This window comes from bacterium (genome assembly GCA_035308905.1).
GTDB lineage: Bacteria > Sysuimicrobiota > Sysuimicrobiia > Sysuimicrobiales > Segetimicrobiaceae > DASSJF01.
Genome location: DATGFS010000004.1, coordinates 1 through 19,772, shown reverse-complemented (window position 1 = coordinate 19,772; position 19,772 = coordinate 1). Strand labels below are relative to the sequence as shown.

At 65.9% G+C, this 19,772-nt stretch carries 18 protein-coding genes and 1 other RNA gene; 6 read left to right on the top strand and 13 right to left on the bottom strand.

What is annotated here, in order from left to right; genetic code table 11:
• The first annotated feature begins 17 nt into the window (after positions 1 to 17).
• Positions 18 to 956: a copper amine oxidase N-terminal domain-containing protein gene (locus VKT83_01225; protein HLY21067.1), complete on the top strand. Its 939-nt coding sequence runs from the start codon at positions 18 to 20 to the stop codon at positions 954 to 956.
• 124 nt (positions 957 to 1,080) lie between these two features.
• Positions 1,081 to 1,497 carry a nitroreductase family deazaflavin-dependent oxidoreductase gene (locus VKT83_01220; protein HLY21066.1) on the top strand — a complete coding sequence of 139 codons (417 nt, stop codon included), beginning with the start codon at positions 1,081 to 1,083 and terminating at the stop codon, positions 1,495 to 1,497.
• 29 nt (positions 1,498 to 1,526) lie between these two features.
• Here VKT83_01220 and VKT83_01215 read toward each other — a convergent pair whose 3' ends face one another.
• The 6 genes from VKT83_01215 to VKT83_01190 all read right to left on the bottom strand — a co-directional run bounded on the left by VKT83_01215 (position 1,527) and on the right by VKT83_01190 (position 6,573).
• Complete coding sequence (locus VKT83_01215; protein HLY21065.1) at positions 1,527 to 2,309, bottom strand: amino acid ABC transporter ATP-binding protein; 783 nt, start codon at positions 2,307 to 2,309, stop codon at positions 1,527 to 1,529.
• 8 nt (positions 2,310 to 2,317) lie between these two features.
• On the bottom strand, positions 2,318 to 2,977 hold the full coding sequence (locus VKT83_01210) for an amino acid ABC transporter permease (protein ID HLY21064.1): 660 nt from the start codon (positions 2,975 to 2,977) through the stop codon (positions 2,318 to 2,320).
• A complete protein-coding gene (locus VKT83_01205) occupies positions 2,974 to 3,615 on the bottom strand; it encodes an amino acid ABC transporter permease (GenBank protein HLY21063.1) in 642 nt (213 codons plus the stop codon). The genes VKT83_01210 and VKT83_01205 overlap by 4 nt, the downstream gene beginning before the upstream one ends.
• Positions 3,616 to 3,730: 115 nt before the next feature.
• Positions 3,731 to 4,561: a transporter substrate-binding domain-containing protein gene (locus VKT83_01200; GenBank protein HLY21062.1), complete on the bottom strand. Its 831-nt coding sequence runs from the start codon at positions 4,559 to 4,561 to the stop codon at positions 3,731 to 3,733.
• A 76-nt stretch (positions 4,562 to 4,637) separates the two neighbouring features.
• Positions 4,638 to 5,834 carry a mannonate dehydratase gene (gene uxuA / locus VKT83_01195; GenBank protein ID HLY21061.1) on the bottom strand — a complete coding sequence of 399 codons (1,197 nt, stop codon included), beginning with the start codon at positions 5,832 to 5,834 and terminating at the stop codon, positions 4,638 to 4,640.
• A gap of 13 nt (positions 5,835 to 5,847) precedes the next feature.
• Entirely contained in the window at positions 5,848 to 6,573 is a 726-nt protein-coding gene (locus VKT83_01190) for a GntR family transcriptional regulator (GenBank protein ID HLY21060.1), read from the bottom strand.
• A gap of 296 nt (positions 6,574 to 6,869) precedes the next feature.
• On the opposite strand from VKT83_01190, the gene VKT83_01185 reads away from it, so the two are divergent.
• From VKT83_01185 to VKT83_01170, 4 genes are all read left to right on the top strand, one after another.
• Positions 6,870 to 10,094 (top strand): AAA family ATPase, encoded by a 3,225-nt coding sequence (locus tag VKT83_01185; GenBank protein ID HLY21059.1) that lies wholly within the window; start codon positions 6,870 to 6,872, stop codon positions 10,092 to 10,094.
• 171 nt (positions 10,095 to 10,265) lie between these two features.
• Positions 10,266 to 10,685, top strand: a complete 420-nt coding sequence (locus VKT83_01180) for a cupin domain-containing protein (GenBank protein ID HLY21058.1) — start codon at positions 10,266 to 10,268, stop codon at positions 10,683 to 10,685.
• A 30-nt stretch (positions 10,686 to 10,715) separates the two neighbouring features.
• A complete protein-coding gene (locus tag VKT83_01175) occupies positions 10,716 to 12,095 on the top strand; it encodes an FAD-binding oxidoreductase (protein ID HLY21057.1) in 1,380 nt (459 codons plus the stop codon).
• A 782-nt stretch (positions 12,096 to 12,877) separates the two neighbouring features.
• Positions 12,878 to 13,150, top strand: a complete 273-nt coding sequence (locus VKT83_01170) for a hypothetical protein (GenBank protein HLY21056.1) — start codon at positions 12,878 to 12,880, stop codon at positions 13,148 to 13,150.
• 201 nt (positions 13,151 to 13,351) lie between these two features.
• Here VKT83_01170 and VKT83_01165 read toward each other — a convergent pair whose 3' ends face one another.
• The 7 genes from VKT83_01165 to VKT83_01135 form a co-directional block, all read right to left on the bottom strand.
• Positions 13,352 to 14,008: a DUF2442 domain-containing protein gene (locus tag VKT83_01165; protein ID HLY21055.1), complete on the bottom strand. Its 657-nt coding sequence runs from the start codon at positions 14,006 to 14,008 to the stop codon at positions 13,352 to 13,354.
• 485 nt (positions 14,009 to 14,493) lie between these two features.
• A complete protein-coding gene (locus VKT83_01160; GenBank protein ID HLY21054.1) occupies positions 14,494 to 16,359 on the bottom strand; it encodes a class I tRNA ligase family protein in 1,866 nt (621 codons plus the stop codon).
• 315 nt (positions 16,360 to 16,674) lie between these two features.
• Positions 16,675 to 17,026, bottom strand: a transfer-messenger RNA (tmRNA) gene (gene ssrA, locus VKT83_01155).
• Between the two features lie 131 nt (positions 17,027 to 17,157).
• Positions 17,158 to 17,805, bottom strand: a complete 648-nt coding sequence (locus VKT83_01150) for a LysE family translocator (protein HLY21053.1) — start codon at positions 17,803 to 17,805, stop codon at positions 17,158 to 17,160.
• The gene (gene smpB / locus VKT83_01145; protein HLY21052.1) at positions 17,805 to 18,308 is read right to left on the bottom strand and encodes an SsrA-binding protein SmpB; all 504 of its coding nucleotides are present in this window, start codon (positions 18,306 to 18,308) and stop codon (positions 17,805 to 17,807) included. Before smpB ends, VKT83_01150 begins: the two co-directional genes overlap by 1 nt.
• 3 nt (positions 18,309 to 18,311) lie before the next feature.
• Positions 18,312 to 18,758 carry a PaaI family thioesterase gene (locus tag VKT83_01140; GenBank protein ID HLY21051.1) on the bottom strand — a complete coding sequence of 149 codons (447 nt, stop codon included), beginning with the start codon at positions 18,756 to 18,758 and terminating at the stop codon, positions 18,312 to 18,314.
• Positions 18,751 to 19,772, bottom strand: a 1,022-nt coding sequence (locus tag VKT83_01135) for an ATP-binding cassette domain-containing protein (protein ID HLY21050.1), incomplete at its 5' end; no start/stop codon positions are given. The genes VKT83_01140 and VKT83_01135, both read right to left, overlap by 8 nt.

Here is a 19,772-nt window from a genome sequence, read left to right as displayed (position 1 = left end):
ACGTGAGTAGAAGCCTTGTGGCTTCGCTCCCCGCGCTGGCGATTGTCTTGAGCGCGGCGCTCCCGGCTCCTGCGGATTCGGGGCTTCGTGTGGTGATTGGCGGACACGAGGTCACACTCGAGCGTCCCCCTCTGATCGTCGACGGCCGCGTGTTTGTGCCCGTGCGAGGACTATTTGAACAACTCGGAGCCACGCTGGCCTGGGAAGATCCGTCAACACATGCCGTCATCGTCTCTCGCAACGTACCGGCAGGCGGGGGCACGCAGGTCAGGCTCATGGCCGGCAGCCGCCAGGCGTTCATCAATGATTCGCCCGTCACCTTGGACGCGGCACCAATCATCGTCGCAGGCCGCGTCTACGTGCCCCTGCGGTTCGTCGGCGAAGCGTTAAGGGCGGCGGTCGCATGGGATCCTGAGCTTCACATCGTGTCGATCACGCCCGGACCGGCCCCGCCGTCCTCGCCGCCGGCGGCGGTGCCGGTGCCGCCCAAGACAGGGCCCGCAGAGGGAACCGTAGTGCGAGTGGACCTCGCCGCCCGTTCGCCGGATATCGTCATCACCTGGTATGGAAACCAGACCCGGACGTTCACCGTCGCTCCCGACACCGCGTTCTTTCGTCGCGATCTCAACACAAACCGCATCGAGCCGATCCAGCTCCGGCAAGTCTTCTCCGGCGACGCGGTGAGCCTCGTCGTGGAAGTCGGCGGGGGACCGCGCCCTCGCGGGACGATCCGGCACGGAGAGGTGCTGGTGCGCGAAGAAAGGGGACGCGTCGCGTCGGCGACCGACCGAACTTTGGTCCTCAGCGACGGCCGGTCGTTTGCCTTGGCTGAGCACGCACGATTCATCGCCGGCGGGAGCCTCGTTGCTCGGCCGCCGGACCTCGCGGAGAAATCGGTCATCGTGAGAGTGCAGCCCTTTACCCTGCAGGTGGTCGAGGTCGAAGTGACGGGTTGACCGAGGATAGGCTTCGGCCATTTGATGAGCCCGGCGGAGGGAAGCGTCTTGACGACCGTGGGCGTTTCGCAGGACAGGGAACCGGAGTGCTCGGTGGGGGGTACGCCTTTTTCGGGAGGCCGCCATGGCCCAGGACTGGAACAAAGCGATCATTGAGGAGTTTCGCGGCAACGGCGGCAAAGTCGGCGGACCGTTTGCGGGCGCACCGCTGCTCATCCTTCATTCTGTCGGCGCCAAGTCGGGCAAGCCACGCACGAACCCGCTGATGTATCTGAATCTCGGACACCAACAGGTCGCCGTGTTCGCCAGCAAGGGCGGCGCGCCGACGAATCCCGATTGGTACCACAACCTTATGGCGAACCCGCGCGCGACGGTTGAACTTGGCAACGAGACGTTCGACGTTACGGCGAGAGTCGCGCGAGGCGAGGAGCGGTCGCGGATCTGGAGTGCGCAGAAACAGGGCTACCCAAACTTCGCCGAGTACGAGCGAAAGACCAAGCGCGAAATCCCCGTTGTGATTTTGGAGCGCGCCAGGAGATAGGCGGAGGATGGGTTCTCTTCGCTGACGCCTCAGCCCGACCAGCCGAGATGGCTGAGGAAGTCGCGCGTGCGCTCGACCGTGGGCGCCTCGAAAATCTGCTTCGGCGGTCCCTGCTCGATGATGGCCCCGCGGTCCATGACGACGATCCAATCGCCGACCAGACGCGCGAACGTCATCTCGTGCGTTACCACGATCATGGTCATGCCCTCCCGGGCAAGCTGAGTCATCACGTTGAGCACCTCGCCGATCGTCTCGGGGTCGAGCGCCGAGGTCGGCTCATCGAACAGCATTACCTCCGGCTCCATGTCCAGGGCCCTGGCGATGGCAACGCGCTGCTGCTCTCCGCCCGATAGCTGAGAAGGATAGCTTGCGGCCTTATCCGCGAGCCCGACTTTTTCGAGCAAAGCGCGCGCGCGCTTCTCGGCGGCCTCCCGCGACAGCCCCAACACGGTCGTCGGCCCGATGGTCACGTTGCCCAGCGCGGTCTTGTGGGGGAACAGCTCGAAATTCTGGAACACCATACCCATGCGCTGCCGCACGCGCCGCATGCCTTCCCAGTCGCGCGGCAGGAGTTCGCCGTCGAACATGATCTCGCCGTCGTCGATCAGTTCGAGCCCGTTGGTGCAGCGAAGCAGCGTCGATTTGCCGGAGCCAGACGGCCCGATCAAGCACACCACCTCGCCCTTGCGCACCTCTGCCGATACGCCCGCCAACGCCACGAAGCCGGCGAACCGCTTGACGACGTTGCGATAAACCAAGACCGGCGCCTGGCTGCTTCCTTTCCGCAACGTCGTGGGGTCGGCGGTATCCATGCCAGCACTCATTCCTTGACCGAGTAGCGGCGGTTGATCCAGTCGACGAGCTTGGCCTGCGGATAACCCAGCATCCAATATATCGCCGCCATCGCCGTCAGCATTTCGAGCACGCGGAACGTCTGCGAGCGTACGCGCATCGAAGTGTAGGCGAGCTCAGCCACGGAAATGACGGATACCAGAGACGTGTCCTTGAACAGCGATACCCAGGTGCTCGCCAGGACCGGGAGCACCCGGCGCACCGCCTGCGGCAACACGACATCGCGCATCGTCTGCCAGCGTGTCATGCCGAGAGCATAGGCCGCTTCGCTCTGGCCCATGCGAATCGAGGCGATGCCGGCGCGGAACGTCTCGCCATTATAGGCAGCAACGTTCAGGCTCAGCGCGATGATGCCGGTGACAACCGGCGATAGGCTGAGGCCGGTCGCGACCGGCATCACGTAATAGGCCGTGTAGATCACGAGGATCAGCGGCAGATTGCGGAACAGCTCCGTGAAACTCGCACTGGCGACCGCCAGAACGCGCACGCGAGACAGCCGCATCACCGCGAGCAGGATGCCGCCGGGAATGGCGATCGCCATCGTTGTCACCGCGAGCAAAACGGTGAGCTTGGTGCCTTCCACCAAAGCGCCGGCGTTGTGCCACACGACGGACCAATCGAAATTCATGACCGGCCAAGATACGCGACCCGCGCGTAGATCATGTCGACGACGCGGGTGACGGGAAACAGGATGATGAAATAGACTGCCATCGCCACCAGAAAAACCTCGATCGGGTGAAAGCTTTGCCCGGCGACGGTCTGCGACTTGTTCATATACTCAGGCACGGCGATCACGGCGGCGATTGCCGTATCCTTGATGGTGATCGACAGGATCGAGCCGAACGCCGGCAGCATGCGCACCACCGCCTGCGGCAGGATGATGGTGCGAACCGCCTGCGACCGCGACATGCCGAGCGCGAAAGCGGCGCGCGACTGGCCGGGGCGGATGGACGTGACGCCGGCGCGGACGATCTCGGCCACGTAGGCGGCGACGTGCGCCGTCAACGCGGCGAGCGCCGCCCAGAACGGCGGCAGGATTACGCCCGTGAGCAGCGGCAGCGCGAAATACGTCCAGACCAGCACCACGAATACCGGCACCGAACGCATCGAGTCGATGTAGAACACCAGAGGCCAGCGCAGCCACGCCGGCCCGTAGCAGCGCGCCAGGCCGATCGCGCCGCCGAGAATCAGGCTGCTCAGCATCGTCAGGAGCGAGAGCGCGAGCGTCAGCTCCAACCCGCCGAGCAGGAACCCGGCGCTGTCCAAGACCGGGGTGAAATCGAGGTTTATGGCCGTGGGAACCCCACCTCACTGCGAAGGCCGGCGACGCGGCCCGTCATTGCCGGACCGCGCCGCCTGTCGTGCGAGTAGTGAAGCCGCACTACTTCATGGTGTCGATCACCCTCTGCTCGGACGCCGCGAGCTGAGGATGGATCGCCTTCTCCACCGCGCGTGCCCACGCGAGGAATGCCGGCTGGTTCTTATCGATGGCGACCCCGACCGGCTGGGCCTTTTCGGTGCTGTTCTGGCAATTGTTCTCCTTCGGCAACACCGCCAAGCCCTTCACCTTGCGGCTCATCGGCACATAGGGAATGCGGTTGATCGGCGCGGCATCGGCCCGCTTCGCCATGATCTCTTCCAGCGGCGCGGTCGCCCCCGAATTGGCGACACCCAGGTATTTCGCTTTCGGGAAACGCTGTTTCACCCAGGCTTCCTCGGCGCCACCGATGAAATACGCAATGGTAATGTCCGGCGAATTGAGATCGTCCACCGTCTTGGCTTTGGTGAACTTCGGATTGTCCGCGCGACCAAACATGCAGACGCTGGTGTTGGAGTAGAGAATGAAGTCAACCACCCGGGTCCGTTCCGGCGTTTCGGCCAGCGGCGTGATCGAGATGTCGACCTGATTTGACGCCAGAACAGGGATCTTCGTTTCGTGCGACACCAGCACCGGGTCGAGCTTCACGCCGAGGCGTTTGGCATATTCTTTCGCCAGGTCCCACGCGGGGCCGGACCAATGCGCGCCGGCGCCCGTCGTATTCTCGACCAGCCACGGCGCGTTGGCCAGCACGCCGACGCGCAGCACACCGGCCTTCTTGATCGCATCGATCCGGGGGCTCCTGCCGGGCGCGGGCACGTCCTGCGCCGTCGCTGATAATGCCGCCGCCAGCAAGGCGGCGATTGCGAGCATTCCCGTCAGTCCTTTCCTCATGACGCTTCTCCCTCCGTTTGTGGAGCGTCCCCCGAACGCCGAGGGTCGTGAGCGATGCAAGCGGACGCCGGCGGCGTCATAGCGGCAACCTCTCCGTCGATGCGATTGCGGTCATGACGCCGCGCAATTCCGCCAGACCGCGCATGCGGCCAATCAGCGGATAGCCCGGATGCGTCTTGCGCTCTGCGTCATCCAGCAGTTCGTGCCCGTGATCCGACCGCATCGGAATGCGCCATTGCGGGTCGCCCGCACTCTTGCGGCGCGCCTGCTCATGCAGCAAGGCCCGCACAACCGCGACAATATCGACATCACCGCCGAGATGATCGGCCTCGACGAACGAGCCGTCCGGCTCCTTCGTGACATTGCGAAGATGCACAAAATAGATGCGGTGCGCGAACCGCCGCGCGATTGCCGGCAGGTCGTTACCGGGACGGGAGCCCAGCGATCCGGTACACAGCGTGATGCCGTTTGCCGCGCTGTCTACCGCCTTCACGATGAAATCAAGATCGTCCCGCGTCGAGGCAATGCGCGGCAGGCCGAACACTGGGCGCGGCGGATCGTCGGGATGAATACAAAGGCGGACGCCGGCCTCTTCGGCGGCCGGCACCACCTCACGCAAGAACCGAGCGAGATTCTGGCGCAGGCCTTCATGGTCGATGTCCGCATAGCGATCGAGCATGCGGCGCAGGCCCGGCACATCGTAACGCTCATGGGCACCCGGGAGCCCCGCCATGATGGTGGCGAGCAACGTGTCCTTATCGCTTTCCGACGCGGTTCGTATCCAGGCGCGGGCGCCGGCGAGAACCTCCGGCGACTGCTCCGCCTCGGCGCCCGTACGCTGAAGGATGAAACAGTCAAAAGCCGCGTATTCGTGCGCATCGAAACGCAAAGTAGTTCCGCCGCCAGGCCACGGCGCGGCCAGCTGCGTACGCGTCCAGTCGAGCACCGGCATGAAGTTGTAGCAGACGGTCTTGACGCCCAGCGCCGCGAGATTGCGCAACGAAGCCCGGTAGTTGTCGAACATCGCCGTCAGGTCGCCTTCGCCCTGCTTGATCGCCTCGGCGACCGGCAGGCTTTCGACGACGCTCCAACGCAAGCCAACCGCCTTGTCCGCTTCGATCGCATCCTTGCGCTCGGCGATCTCGTCACGGCTCCAGACGACGCCGTAAGGAATCTGGTGCAACGCCGTGACGATTCCGACCGCACCGGTTTGACGAATCTCCGAGAGCGCGACCGAATCCTCCGGACCAAACCAACGCCACGTCTGTTCCATCGCGATCGCTCGTTCAGGCGAAGTCTTGCTTGAGCGCGAGCGGCGGCTCGTGTTCAAAGAACTCCGGGTGCCGCTGCGCGATGCGCGAGATCGCGCCGAATACCGTGCGAAGATGATCCTGCATGGCGTGATCGGCACCGACCGGATCATGCCGTGCGATGCATCCGATGATCTCGCGGTGCTGGCGGAAGATCATGGTCAGCCATTCACGATCTTCCAGGGAAAGATGTCGCACGCGGTCGAGTTGCGCTTTCACCGAAGCGATCAGGCTCCACACCAGCGGCTGGCCTGCAATATCCAAAATTGCGCGGTGCATCACTTCGTCGAGCTGAAAGAACGTTAGGTGATCTTCGGACTTGATCGCCTGCCTTTGCTTGACGATCTGCCGGCGCAGTTCGGCGATCTGCGCCCGCGTCGCCCGCTCGGCGGCGAGGCGCACGGCGCGGCACTCAAGAGCCTCGCGAATGAACTGGCTGCCGTTGACCGATGAGAGGTTGATCGGCGCGACGAATGTCCCGATCTGCGGAACGACACGAAGCAGGCCTTCTTTGACGAGCCGCTGGAGCACCTCGCGGACCGGCGTCCGGCTGATGCCGTGCTGTTCGGCGAGGCGCGTTTCCGACAGCGCCTCCCCCGGCCGCAGCCGGCCGCTTAGGATATCGGCGTACAGATGCCCATAGAGGCGCGCGCCTCGGCTGCGCGCAGTCTCGTAGCGTGAAAAGTCCGACACAGCCACCACGTTGATCTGTACTGTAGTACACTTGTATACAAGTTGCAAGCGTCCTGATGACTCAGGATGGCCAAGATTGGCTTCGGCATAATCTTCGGCCGATTAGCCCTGAGCGCCCAGCGCGGGGCTAAAGAATTCGAACCGCCGCCCAAGCATGCTTTGAGGTACACATAACGAACACGACAGAACCTCGCCTCAAGCGATCGGTTTCTCGTCGTACGAGGAGCGGCCCGTCGCGGCCGGGGAATGCGGCGCGATTGCGCGAATAAGGCAGAATCGCGCCGTGCGGGCACGGGGAGGTTCGTATGGCCGGCTCCGGTCTTCGCGTGGATCTACTGGGCGGATTCCGCGTGACCCGCGACGGACATCAAGTGACCGGGATCCGGACGGCGCGGCAGCAAGCCTTGCTGGCGTATCTCGTCCTGCGTCGTGATCAGCCGCAGCCGCGCCAACGGCTCGCGTTCCTCTTCTGGCCGGACTCCGACGAAGCCCAGGCGCTCACCAACCTGCGCCGCGAGCTCCATCACCTCCGCCGCGCCCTGCCGGAGTCGGACGCCTGCCTTGATGTCTCCGAGAGAATGCTGCGATGGCGGCCGGACGCCCCCTGTGCGGTGGACGTGCGCCTGCTCGAGGAGGCCATCGGCCGCGCGTACCCGGACGGTCAGCCGCCGGTGCGCGAGGCGCTCGAGGAGGCGGTGGCCCTGTATCCGGGCGATCTGCTCCCGGACAGCTACGACGATTGGGTACTCGAGGAACGGGAGCGGCTGCGGCAGCGGTGCGTGCGCGCGCTCGAAGATCTTGCCGAGCTGCTGGAGGCCCGGCGGGCCTACGCGGATGCGGCGCGGCACGCCCGCAGACTTCTGCAGCTCGACCCGCTGCACGAGGCGACCTACCGCCGGCTGATGCGACTCCTCGCGCTGAACGGCGACCGAGCCGCGGCCGTACAACTCTACCACGTGTGTGCCACCACTCTGCAGCGCGGCCTGGGCGTGCACCCCGACGCCGCGACGCAGGACGCCTACCGGCGCCTCTTGGAGCTCGAGACATCCGGGGCCCCGGGTCCTGCACCGGGGGCGGCCTCGACACTCGTGGGCCGGGAAAAGGAGTGGCGGCATCTCCTCGGCGCTTGGCGGCGCGCGGCCGCCGGCGAGTCCGTCTGCTGCGTGATCTACGGGGAGGCGGGGATAGGAAAGACACGGCTGGCCGAAGAGTTTCTCTCGTGGTGCGCAGCCCAGCGTATCCCCGCGGTCCGCAGCCGCTCGTACGCGGCGGAGGGACGGCTCGCGTACAGCCCGATCGCGGAGTGGCTGCGCGCACCGGCGCTCAAGGCCGGGCTTGTCGCGCTGGAAGAGGTCTGGCGGGCCGAGATCGCGCGACTGCTGCCCGAACTGGCGGCGGACCGCCCCGGCCTCGCGCCCTCCGGAGCGCCACCCGAGGGCTGGGAGCGCCGGCGCCTCTTCGAGGCGCTCGCCCGCGGCGCGCTTGCGACAACGCCGCTGGTGCTGTTTCTCGACGACCTGCAGTGGTGCGATCGGGACAGCCTCGAGTGGCTCCGCTTCCTGCTCCGGTTCGACCCCACCGCGCCACTCCTGCTCCTCGGCACGGTGCGTACGGAAGAACAGGCGGACAATCCGACGCTGTCCGAAGTGTTGCTGGCGCTGCGCCAGTCCGGCCAGTGCGAGGAGATCGAGCTGGCCTCTCTGGGCGAGGCGGAGGCGACGGCCCTCGCCCAGCAGACGGCCGAGCGACGGCTGGACGCGCCGACCCTTGCCGACGTCTTCCGCCGCACCCAGGGTCATCCGCTCTTTCTCGTCGAGTTCATCCGTGCCGGCCTGCCGTTTCGCGACGGCGCGGACGACCGGACGCGGCCGGCCACGCTGCCGCCCAGGGTCCAGGCGGTCATCGCCGCGCGCCTCGCGCAGCTGTCCCCTCCGGCCCGAGATCTGGCCGGCCTTGCGGCCGCGATCGGCCGCGAGTTTCGCCTGGATGTGATCCGCGAAGCCAGCGATCTCGAGGAGCCCGAGCTTATCCGCGCGCTCGATGAGTTGTGGCGGCGTCGCATACTTCGCGAGCAGGCCGCCGACGCGTACGACTTCAGCCACGACCGGATTCGCGACGTCGCGTACGCCGAGGTCGCCCTGCCCAAGCGCCGGCTCCTGCATCGGCGGATCGCCCAGGCCCTCGAACTACTGTATGCTACCGAGCTCGACGCCGCCAGCGCCCAGATTGCCTCACAATACGAGCAGGCCGGTGTGCCAGCCCGGGCGATCCAGTTCTACGAGCGCGCCGCGCGGGAAGACACGCGACTCTCCGCAAGCGAGGGGGCCATCCAGCACTTCCGGAAGGCGCTCGCCCTGCTCCACCGGCTGCCGGAGAGCGCACAGCGCGACCGGCGCGAACTCTCGCTGCAGCTCGCGCTGACAGCTCCCCTCAACGCCGTGTCCGGATACGCGACGCCGGAGATCGAGGCCGCGCTGGAGCGCGTCCGCGCGTTGGGCGAGCGGCTCGGTGACACCGAAGCCGTGATGCGCTGTCTCTGGGGATTGTGCGGCATGCAATTCGTCCGAGGGAACATTCGCGAGCAGCATACCCTCGCGACAACGTTTTACCGGCTGGCGCAGAAGGACGGCCGGTTCCTGATCGACAGCCTGCATCTACTTGCCGGCGGCCTCGCGAGCGCCGGAGCGCTCGCGCAGGCGCGCGATTACTTTGAGCAGGCGATCGCGCTTTACGACTTCGCCCACCCGCGGCCGACGCCTTTCGGTTCCAACCTGGGCGTGTTCCTGTTGGCGTGGGAGTCGCACACGCTGTGGCTGCTGGGCTACCCCGATCTCGCCGCGGAGCGCTGCCTTCGGGCGGTGGCGATTGCCGACGATCTCGGCCATCCGTATAGCCAGGTATTGGTGCGTGCGTATGCCGCCGTGCTGTTCCAGCTGCGCGGGGAAACGGAGCGAAGCCTCGCGCACGCCGAAGAGGTCCACGAGCTTTGCCGAAAGTACAGCTTCGTCTACTATGCGGAGTGGTGCGATATTCTCCGCGCCTGGGCGCGGTCCGGCACCGAGCCGGCCGGCGCACTTGTCGGCGAGATCGAGGCCGCGCTCGACCGTCTGCGGGCGATTCATGCCGAGACGCGCCGGCCCTACTTCCTCGCCTTGCTCGCCGAGGTCCACGCCCGAGCGGGGCGGCGGGCGCAGGCTGAGGCCGTCGTGGATGCGGCGCTTGCGACCGCGGCCCACAACGGCGATGTGTGGTGGACCGCGGAGCTCTATCGTCTGAAAGGCGAGTTTGGGAGCCCGGAGGCGGCGGAGCCCCTGTTTCTCAAGGCGCTGGACGTGGCCCAGTCCCAGGCCGCGAAGTCGCTCGAGCTGCGCGCAGCCCTGAGCCTCGCCCGCCGGTGGGCGGCCGGGGGGCGGCATGACGAAGCCCGAGCGCTGCTCGCCCCTGTTTTCGGCTGGTTCACCGAGGGGTTCGAGACGCCCGACCTCCGGGACGCCCGCGCAGCACTTTCGCAGACCGCGCCTATCCCCTAGCCGTCGCGCCCGAGCCCGCCTCCTGACGCCGGCCCCCCGCGGCAATCCTCGCCGCGAACGCCGCGGCGAACGCTTCGCGAACGCCTCTCCCCGTATGGTGTCCCCGATCGGACCCAACACGGGTTCGACGCCACGCGCGCTCGAGCGCGACCACACGGGAGGTGTTGAGAAATGCGATCCGCTCGGCGGAACATCGGTTGGGTGCTTGCCATCGGCATGCTGGCCGCAGCGGCGGCCGGTCCCCTTGCCGCGGGGAACGCGACGTCCGCGGGCCCCGTCACCGTGTCCCAAGCCGCGTTTCCGGTCACGGCCGCGGACAAGCCCTACGACCTGATCAATCTGGTGCTGGACTTTGCACCGGGCACCGGCATTCCCAAGCACATCCATGGGGGGCCGGTGGTGGCCACCGTGCTCACCGGTCAGCTCGTCCTTCAGCAGGCGGGCCAGGAACAGGTGGTCAAAGCCGGAGAGAGTTTCCGCGAGCAGACCGGCACCGTTCACGCAGTGGTCAACCGCGGCGCCCTCACGACCCGCGTCGCGGTGAGCATCCTGCTCCCGCTCGGCGCCGAAGCGACCACGCTGGTCAAATAGCCTACAAAATCGGCGACGGAGGGGACCGCCATGGCGATGCAGGCTGGCATAGAGACGCTACGACAGGAGTTTCGGGGACAACTCATCCTGCCCGGCGACGCCGCCTATGACACGGTTCGCCGCGTGCACAACGCCATGATCGATCGGCGCCCCGCGCTCATCGCCCGCTGCGCGGACGTGGCGGACGTGACCTCCGCACTGCGGTTTGGGCGCGAGCACGATCTGCTCATTGCGGTGCGGTGCGGCGGCCACAACGCGGGCGGGCTCGGCGTGTGCGACGGGGGCCTGGTGATCGACCTGTCGCCGATCCGCTATGCGCGCATCGACCCGGCGGCCCGCACTGTCCGCGTCGGAGGCGGCAGCACGTGGGGGGACGTCGACCATGCCACGCACGCCTTCGGGGCGGCGACGCCGAGCGGGGTCATCTCGACGACGGGCGTCGGCGGATTGACCCTCGGCGGGGGGCTCGGCCATCTGACGCGGCGGTGCGGCCTGGCCATCGACAATCTTCTGGAGGCGGACGTGGTGCTGGCGGACGGCCGCGTTGTGACGGCCGGCCCGGAGTCGCAGCCCGACCTGTTCTGGGCGATCCGCGGCGGCGGCGGCAACTTCGGCGTCGTGACGTCGTTTCTGTTCCGGCTCCATCCGATCGACACCGTGTGCGCCGGTCCCATGCTCTGGGACCTCGACGACGCCGCCGAAGTCATGCAGTGGTACCGCGGGTTCCTCCCGAACGCCCCCGACGACCTGACCGGGTTCTTCGCCTTCCTCACGGTGCCACCGGCGCCGATCTTCCCGGAGCACCTACACTTGAGAAAGATGTGCGGTGTGGTGTGGTGCTACACCGGCCCGGCCGAGCGCTTCGAGCAGACGTTTGCGCCGGTGCGCCGCTTCAAACCGCCGGCGCTGGAACTGGTGGGGCCGATGCCGCACCCGGCACTGCAGACCATCTTCGATGCCTTGTATCCGCCCGGGCTGCAATGGTACTGGCGCGCGGACTTTGTCCGCGAATTGAGCGACGCGGCCATCGCCGAGCATACAACGCACGGCGCGCTCTTGCCTACCATGCATTCCACGATGCACCTCTACCCCATCGACGGCGCCGCACACCGCGTGGGCGCCAACGAGACAGCCTGGAGCTATCGCGATGCCACGTGGGCCATGGTGATCGTGGGCGTCGATCCGGATCCCGCCAACAACGGCCGCATCATCGACTGGACCAAGGATTACTGGGACGCGCTGCACCCGTATTCCGCCGGAGGAGCGTACGTGAACTTCATGATGGACGAGGGCGAGGACCGGATCAAAGCGACCTATCGCGGCAACTATGCGCGCCTCGCCGCGATCAAGAAGTTGTACGACCCGGCCAACGTGTTCCGCGTGAACCAGAACATCAAACCGGCGGGCTGACGTGGCAAGGTGAACTGGTGGACCCGGACGCAAAGAATTCGAACCACAGCCCAATTATCCCTCAACTCTGTGTTGCTAGACACGAACGCGAGGGCGCTCTACCAATAGATCGCTCCCAAGGCATTTCGGCTGTCTCAGCTGCGCCTGAACTTCTCAACAATCTCGAGGCGACTCGAAGTGGACCCGAAGACTGTAGCGAAAGCAGTTGCCTGGCTTGAGGCGCGCAATTTAACCGATGCCCTAGAATTGCCTCACGGCGACTTCTAGCTGTCAGGTTTGATTAGCGGAACAAATTTGGGATCGCTCTCTCTAATAGAAGCCAGCGCTAGAGTCAGACCATCTTCGAACGAGTAGCGTGGCTGGCTGGCGTAGAACGAAACGAGTGCGCGGAAGCGGTTTTGTATGCTACCCCGGAGACCACGCGGTACCAGTTTGTCCAATCTGGCCTTCAACTCGAGCTGACGACCGTACCTCATGCCGCAAGATTACAGTCACTCTCTCCCGTAGGTCAAGCGGCCGGAATCGTGAATTATCCTGAAAAAGCTCCCGTCAGCTTAGTCGCTGCAATTCGATCTAGGTTTTCCTAGGATATCGACCCAACTGCCAGACGCAGGACAGGCAGTCGGTGAAGGGGTGACGCGCGTGAAGCGGACGATCGCGGAACTTGTGGCCGAGGCCATCGAAGACGAGACTAGAGATGTCGCCGCGCAGCGCGACGACGCTCGTAACGCGAGAGGCGGCCGACGCTCTCGGACCTGACGGCCGAGGATAAGAGCGATGAGATGCTGGCGAGTTTGGATCGGGTCGTCGCGACGCTGCGCAATCTCTCCGCGTTCGTGCGGGGGCTGCCCGATAATGACAGCCGACTTGTCGCGCTCGACGCCTGTAACCTTGCGCGAGCCAGAGGACACAATCTGGAGGAGGTTTGGATGGCAGGCGCGCGGGTCCACTCGCTTCTACGCGAGTTCGGATTCCGTGCCGACGAGCAACGATCCTACGATGATATGCTGACCGCACTTATGCAGGCAGCCCGTTGGGACTTCGAGCACCAGTGACTCGGCGGGCATGGCGCGGGTCGGAAGAGCGAAGCGATCAAAGCAGCGGCCGGACCTAACATGAAACCAAGGGTCTTCCTAGCCACGGCTACTGCGCGGTGGTCGATCCGATCGCGCAGACGGCTCGTCTCCGGCTGGCGGAGTCTCGTTCCCCTCAACAAATCACGCCTTACTAACCCGCGCATGACCTCAGTTCCATCGTTACCGGTGCGGGCGCGTTTTCAAGTATTCAGAAAGCGATTCGCAGCCAGTCTCCTCGAGGACCGTTTCTAGCTTCGCGTCGCTGCGAAAGTCGGGCGCAAAATCCTCCCCGTAGACTTGACGTAGTGTGCTCACTCTGGTGTTGCCTTGCTTCCGTCGGATCTCACCGTCTTTGTCTCTATAACGTTCATCCAGTCCGCGAGACATTACACGCTCCCCCTTTCCAGTCTCCGTACGGGCGTGTTGACGAGGACGCCCGCCCATGCGGCCGTTGGCGCGAGCGGCCGCCGTCTTGGCCACGCTTCTGACAGAGCCGCCCTTTCGTCCAAGTTCGCTCATCCAACGCCTTGTTCCAAACACACCTGCCAGGAGCCCAGGAACGTAATGGTCCACGTCCAGGGACGCCCAATGCAGCCCAGATCCTGCCCCTTCAATCTGGATATTGGCGACCTGGGCGTCTGTGGCGTTCTCAAGACCTTGCAGGTGCCTACGGGGAATAGCAACATCAACACCTGAAGCGAGACGAATAACGACCCTATCGTTCGACGCATCATAGTACGCCGCAACCGCACGCGCCCGATCATCTTGTTGCGCACGCGCTTCCGCGATGGCGGCGTCGACTTCTGCATCCGTTGTGATGACGCGGTGCCGCGTCATTTGTGCATAGCCTCCCACGCAGCAACAAGGGCTTCGAACTGCTCTGCCGCGGTCTCCAACACCCATCGTACGTCGCTACGTTTCGCGTTGCCAGGTCGGACGCGATCCTTACGATTCGCGAGAGCGACGGTACCATCTACTCTTAGACTTACTATAACTGCGACCCCCGCATATAGACCGTGTACGTGACGACGCCCGTGGTCTTGAGGATACACTCGAAAGGCAACGCCTCGAGCGTGAACTGTGACCACTATTTACGATTATACCCAACCGCTTAGGTTTATTGTAGAATCCCGCGCCGAGCTAATCGTATCATATCGAACACTTGTTTGCTATTGGCGGACCCGTAGCGGCGAAAAGTCGCGGACTCGGATATGCCTGCGCCCGCAGAAGGCAGTTCGAATTCGTTGCATGGTGGACCCGGACGCAAAGAATTCGAACTACGGCAGAACTTCCGTTCCACGCCGTGCTGCGGGAAGCGAAGGTCAAGCACGCGCCACGATGTTGAGCACGCGCCCCGGTACGTATACTGCCCGTGCTGGATCCCCGACAACCAGCCGGCGCACGGCCGGGCGCTGGAGCGCCCGAGCGATCACGTCCTCCTCGGTTGCGGCAAAGGGCACCTCGATGTGATCCCGCACCCTCCCGTTGACGAGTATCGCGATGATCGCCGTCGTGCCCTGGCGGCACTGGGCGTCACTCTGCGGCCAGGACGATGCATGAATACTCGGCGACTCGCGCAAGGCCGCCACCCATAACTCTTCGGTCAGGTGCGGGGCGAAGGGCGCCAGCAGTCTCAGGAACACGTGCGGCACGTCGCGCGCGGCTCGTTCACGGTTCGCGTCCCACACATTGACGAACCTCATCAGTGCCGCGATCGCGGTGTTGAACCGCAGATCATCCGCGTCGGCGGTGACTTTGCGAACAGTATCGGACAGCGCGCCCGCGAGCGTCGAGTCCCGCGCCCGGCCCGCTACGCCGGCCGCCTCCCATGTGAGCCGCCATACGCGGCCGAGAAACCTCGTGATGCCTCGCAGCCCCCTATCCTGAAAGTCGCCCCCCTGATCGAACGGGCCGGTAAACAGGAGGTACGTTCGCAGCGCGTCGGCGCCGGCCGTCCGAATGTAGTCGTCCGGTGCAACCACGTTGCCGCGCGACTTGCTCATCTTGGCGCCGTCCTTGCGAAGCAGGCCGTGGGCGCGCAACCGCCGGAAGGGTTCCTCGAACTCGAGGTGGCCCATGTCGTACAGCGTCATGGTGATGAAGCGTGTGTACAGCAGGTGCAGCACGGCGTGCTCCGCGCCCGCGATGTACATATCGACAGGAAGCCAGCGGCGCGTGATCTCAGGATCCCACGGCCGGTCATGGACATCGGCGGATGGATATCTCAGGAAGTACCACGCGGAGTCCAGGAAGGTATCGGAGACCTCGTCCGAGCGACGCGCCGGTGCGCCGCACAGCGGGCATGTGGCCTGAAGGAAAGCTTCGTCGTGGCCCAGGGGGGTGCGGCCATCAGCCGACGGCTGATACTGCTCCGCTTCGGGCAACAGAACCGGAAGGTCTGCTTCCTTCACCGGGACCCAGCCGTCCACGGAGCATAACACCATCGGAATCGGCGGGCCCCAGTACCGTTGCCGCGAGATCAGCCAGTCGCGTAAGTGCAGCCCGGCGCCGCGCTCGCCGATCCACTGTCGCTGCGCGTTCTTGATCTTGTCCGACCAATCCAGCTGCTCGAGATTGTCGCGCAGCCGATCTGCATACGCGGTAATCCGAAAGAACCATTGCTCCAGCTGACGCACCACGACGGTGGTGCCGCACCGCTCGCAGATGCCGTCGATGACCTGTTCGTCGGCTAACACCGTACGGCAGCTCTGACACCAATTGACCGGGGCTGCGGCGCGGTAGGCCAGACCGCGCCTGAACAGTTGGACAAATAGCCACTGCGTCCAGCGATAGTAGGCCGGATCGTACGTCTCGAGCCGATGCTCCCATGCGAACCCACAGCCCGTCGCCTGAAGTTGCGCGTAGAAACGGCGCCGCGTTCGTGCGGCGACGCGTGCCGGATGTTCGCCGACTTTGATCGCGTAGTTTTCAGAGTGAATCCCGAACCCGTCCAGGCCGATCGGCTGAAAAACGTCCCATCCCTGCATCCGCTTGAACCGACCGTACACGTCGGCGCCGGAGAACGTGTACACGTTCCCGACATGGAGTCCCTCGGCGGAGGGATACGGGAACATCATGAGGTTGTAGAAGGGCCGCGTTGCCCGTCGCACATCGGGCGCGTAGAGGCGGGCCTCGAGCCACCGTTGCTGCCACCTGGGTTCGATCGCACGGTGGTTGTAGTCTTCCATGATGCTCACCGCCTCCACGCCTTCGGCTCGTGTGACTCGTACGGAACAAAAACAAACCGGCTACGGGCTGCACCACCCGTAGCCGGTATGACCGCGTACCGAGTCTTGCTCTCTAGCCTATGTGCATGGACGCTCCGTCCGGACGGGCGGCATAGAAAGAGTCACACGAAGTCGCCGCAGCGCCGTTCGCGGCGATTCGTAATGCCCGATCTCGGAGCAAGGTTTCATCTTGGCGTTACTCTACCCGCAGCCGACGGTGACGTCAAGTGTCCAGCCTTCGTTGCGAAAGAGCGTTGCCAAATCGAAGGCTCGAGATGGTGGAGGCGGCGGGAATCGAACCCGCGTCCTAGAGCCGCGAGGGCAGAGCGTCTACGCGCGTAGCCTGCGCTTTGAATTCGCGGAACCGGTCTCCCGCAGACCGGATACCGATCCCGCTAGCTCTCTAGGTCTTAGCCGGTCCTCCCGGAGCGAGGAGGCCCGGAGCAGCCGGCTGAGTGGCGCCCACTCCCCGCCCGCCGGCGCTGCGGGGGGAGCGTCGCTACTTAGTTAAGCAGCGAGTGCGAGCTGTGTATCGGCGTGTATGCGCCGTCCGGTTGTTTAACGAGGACCCGGACCACCTCGGCGCGCAACCCTGCTTCTGCGAGCTCAGTCGAGACCGTTCGCCCCCTAGACTAGTAGGCGCGCGGACCCACACCCGCGCGTCCCGTGATCGGCACCACTATTATATCACGCACGTCTAACTCCCCAGGCAGAACAACCTAAGTCCGGGCGGAACCGGCGCGAGGTTCAGGCTCAGCGTTATCTAACTCGGCTGACGGCGAGGCGCAGACCGAGTGCCACGAGCACGCCGCCGGACACCCACCGCGTCACGCCCCGCCAGGCTCCCCCGCGGCGGACCTTGGCCTGCAGGGTGCCGGCGAAGAAGGCGATAGAACCCAGCGACAGGGCGCCGAAGACGACGAAGATGACGCCGAGCGCGAACATCTGCAGCGGCACGTCCTGCCGGCGCGCGTCCACAAACTGCGGCAAGACCGAGGCATAGAACAGCGCGGCCTTGGGATTGAACAATTCCGTCACGATCCCGTCCCGGAAAAGCAGCGGCCCCGAGCGGACGGGCACATCCCCGCGCCCGCGAACCGCGCCCAGAGCGCCGCGGTCCTTCGGCGCGACGAGCGTCCGCAGCCCGAGATAGACGAGGTACGCGGCTCCGGCGGTCTTGACCACGTCGAACGCGAAGGGCGCCCCTTCCAAAATGCCGGTCAGACCGAGGGCCGCCAGCGCGATGAGCCCCATCGTCCCGGTCAGCAGGCCGGCGGCGGAGAGCAGCCCGGCCTCGCGTCCGTACGAAGACGCGCGGCTCAGCACGAAGAGGGTCGCCGGCCCCGGCGTCACCGCCATGACGAGCGCGACCGGCACGTATAGCGCCAGCGCGCTCAGCGTGGGCATCAGCGTTCGCGGCGGGACGGCCCACGCCCGGCATCCCGCGCGCCGAGTGAGCGGGCGATGCGGCGCTCGGCATCGCGCTCGGCGATCCGTTCGCGCTTATCGTACGTGTGGCGCCCGCGCGCGAGCCCCAACTCGACCTTGGCCACGCCGTTGCGAAAGTAGAGGCGGAGCGGCACCAGCGTGTATCCGCGCTGCTGAACGCGGGCGCCCAGGCGCATGATCTCCCGCTTGTGCAGCAGCAGCTTCCGGGTCCGCATCGGATCGTGGTTCTGGATGTTGCCCTGCTCGTAAGGGCTGATGTGAAGGTGCAGCAGCCACGCCTCGCCGCGGTCGACCCGCGCGAACGCGTCGCCGAGGATCACGTGTCCCGCCCGCAGCGATTTCACTTCCGTCCCGGTCAGCGCGATCCCGGCCTCGTGCGTCTCCTCGATCCAGTACTCATGCCGCGCGCGCCGGTTCGTCGCGATGACGCGGAGATCCCCGTCGCCGTTCTTCTCCGCCACGCCTCACCCGCCCCGCGCGAGCATCCCGCTCGCCTCGGCGAGACACGTGCCGTCCGGAAGCGCCAGGGTCGCCTCCGCGGTGAAGAAGCGGCCCCGCTCGCCCGTCGTCCGCGCGGTCACGATCAACCGTTGTCCGATCGGCGCTTCGCGGCGGTACCGGACCTCGAGCCGCGCGGTCACAGTCTCGCGCCCGCGCATATGAAACAAGTTGGCCATCGCGTCGTCGAGCGCCGCGGCGATGATGCCGCCGTGGAGCACGCCCTCGTATCCCTGATAGTGCGGACCGGGCGTGAACTCGGCGCGGATCCCCTCCCCGTCCGCCTCGAACCGCAGGCGAAGGCCGATCGGGTTGGCCTGGCCGCACGCAAAGCAGGTGCCCGCGTCGCGCGACGCCGGCGCATCCCGCCGGCTAGTCCCCTCAGGGGGCGACGCCGGCGCAGCCTTATCCACCGGCGCCCTCTTCAGCGGCGGTCAGCCGCGCGTAGAGCGATTCGAGTTCCGTGTTGACCTCCTCGTACCGCCGCACGGTTTCGCGGGCGCGCGCCGCGTCCCGATACAGTTCGGGGTCGCCCATCAGGCGGCTGAGGTGCTTCTGTTCCTCTTCGAGCGACGCGATCTGCTCGAGCATCGTGTGGACGTCCACGACGTCCGCGGAAGGGCCGCGGCCGAATCCGCGTCGCGCTCCTCCCCTGTCTCGCGCGGGACCTCCGGCCGCTTCGCGCGCCCGGTCCTGCCCGGATGCCGCGGGGCGTGACTCCGACGATGCGGCGGGCGACGACGACGGCTTGCCCGAGGCCGGCGCGGGACCCGCCCCCGCCGTCGCGGTCCCGGCGGTGAGCGCCTCGCGGTAGGCGTGATACGGACCCGGCACACCGCGCACGCCGCCCGCGTCCACGATCAGGAGGCGCCGCGCCACATGGTCCAGCAGATAGCGGTCGTGCGACGCGAGCAGTATCGCGCCTTCGAACGCGCCGAGCGCCTGCTCCAGCGCTTCGAGCGAGGCCAGATCGAAATGCGTTGTCGGCTCGTCGAGCAACAGCAGATCAGGCCGGTCGAGGACGAGGCGCGCCAGCGCGACCCGGCGCTGCTCGCCTCCGCTCAGATCGCCGATGCACTTGTACACGGTCTCGCCCGAGAACAGAAACCGGCCGAGGACGCGCCGGACCTGCTCCGGCGACATGGCGCGGTCTCCCAAGACGGCGTCGAGCACCGTCTGCTCGAGATCGAGCGTCTCCTCGGCGTGCTGCGCGAAGTAACCGACCCGCACACCGGGACCGAGTTCAGCGAGCCCCGCGCTGGGCGGCTCCACCCCTGCGACGATCCGGAGCAGCGTCGTTTTGCCGGCGCCGTTTGGACCGATCACGCCGATCTTCTCCCCGCGCCGCACCTCCAGCGAGACCCCGGAGAGGACCGCGGTCTCCCCATAACGCTTGCCGAGGTCGCGAAGCCGGACCACCACTTCGA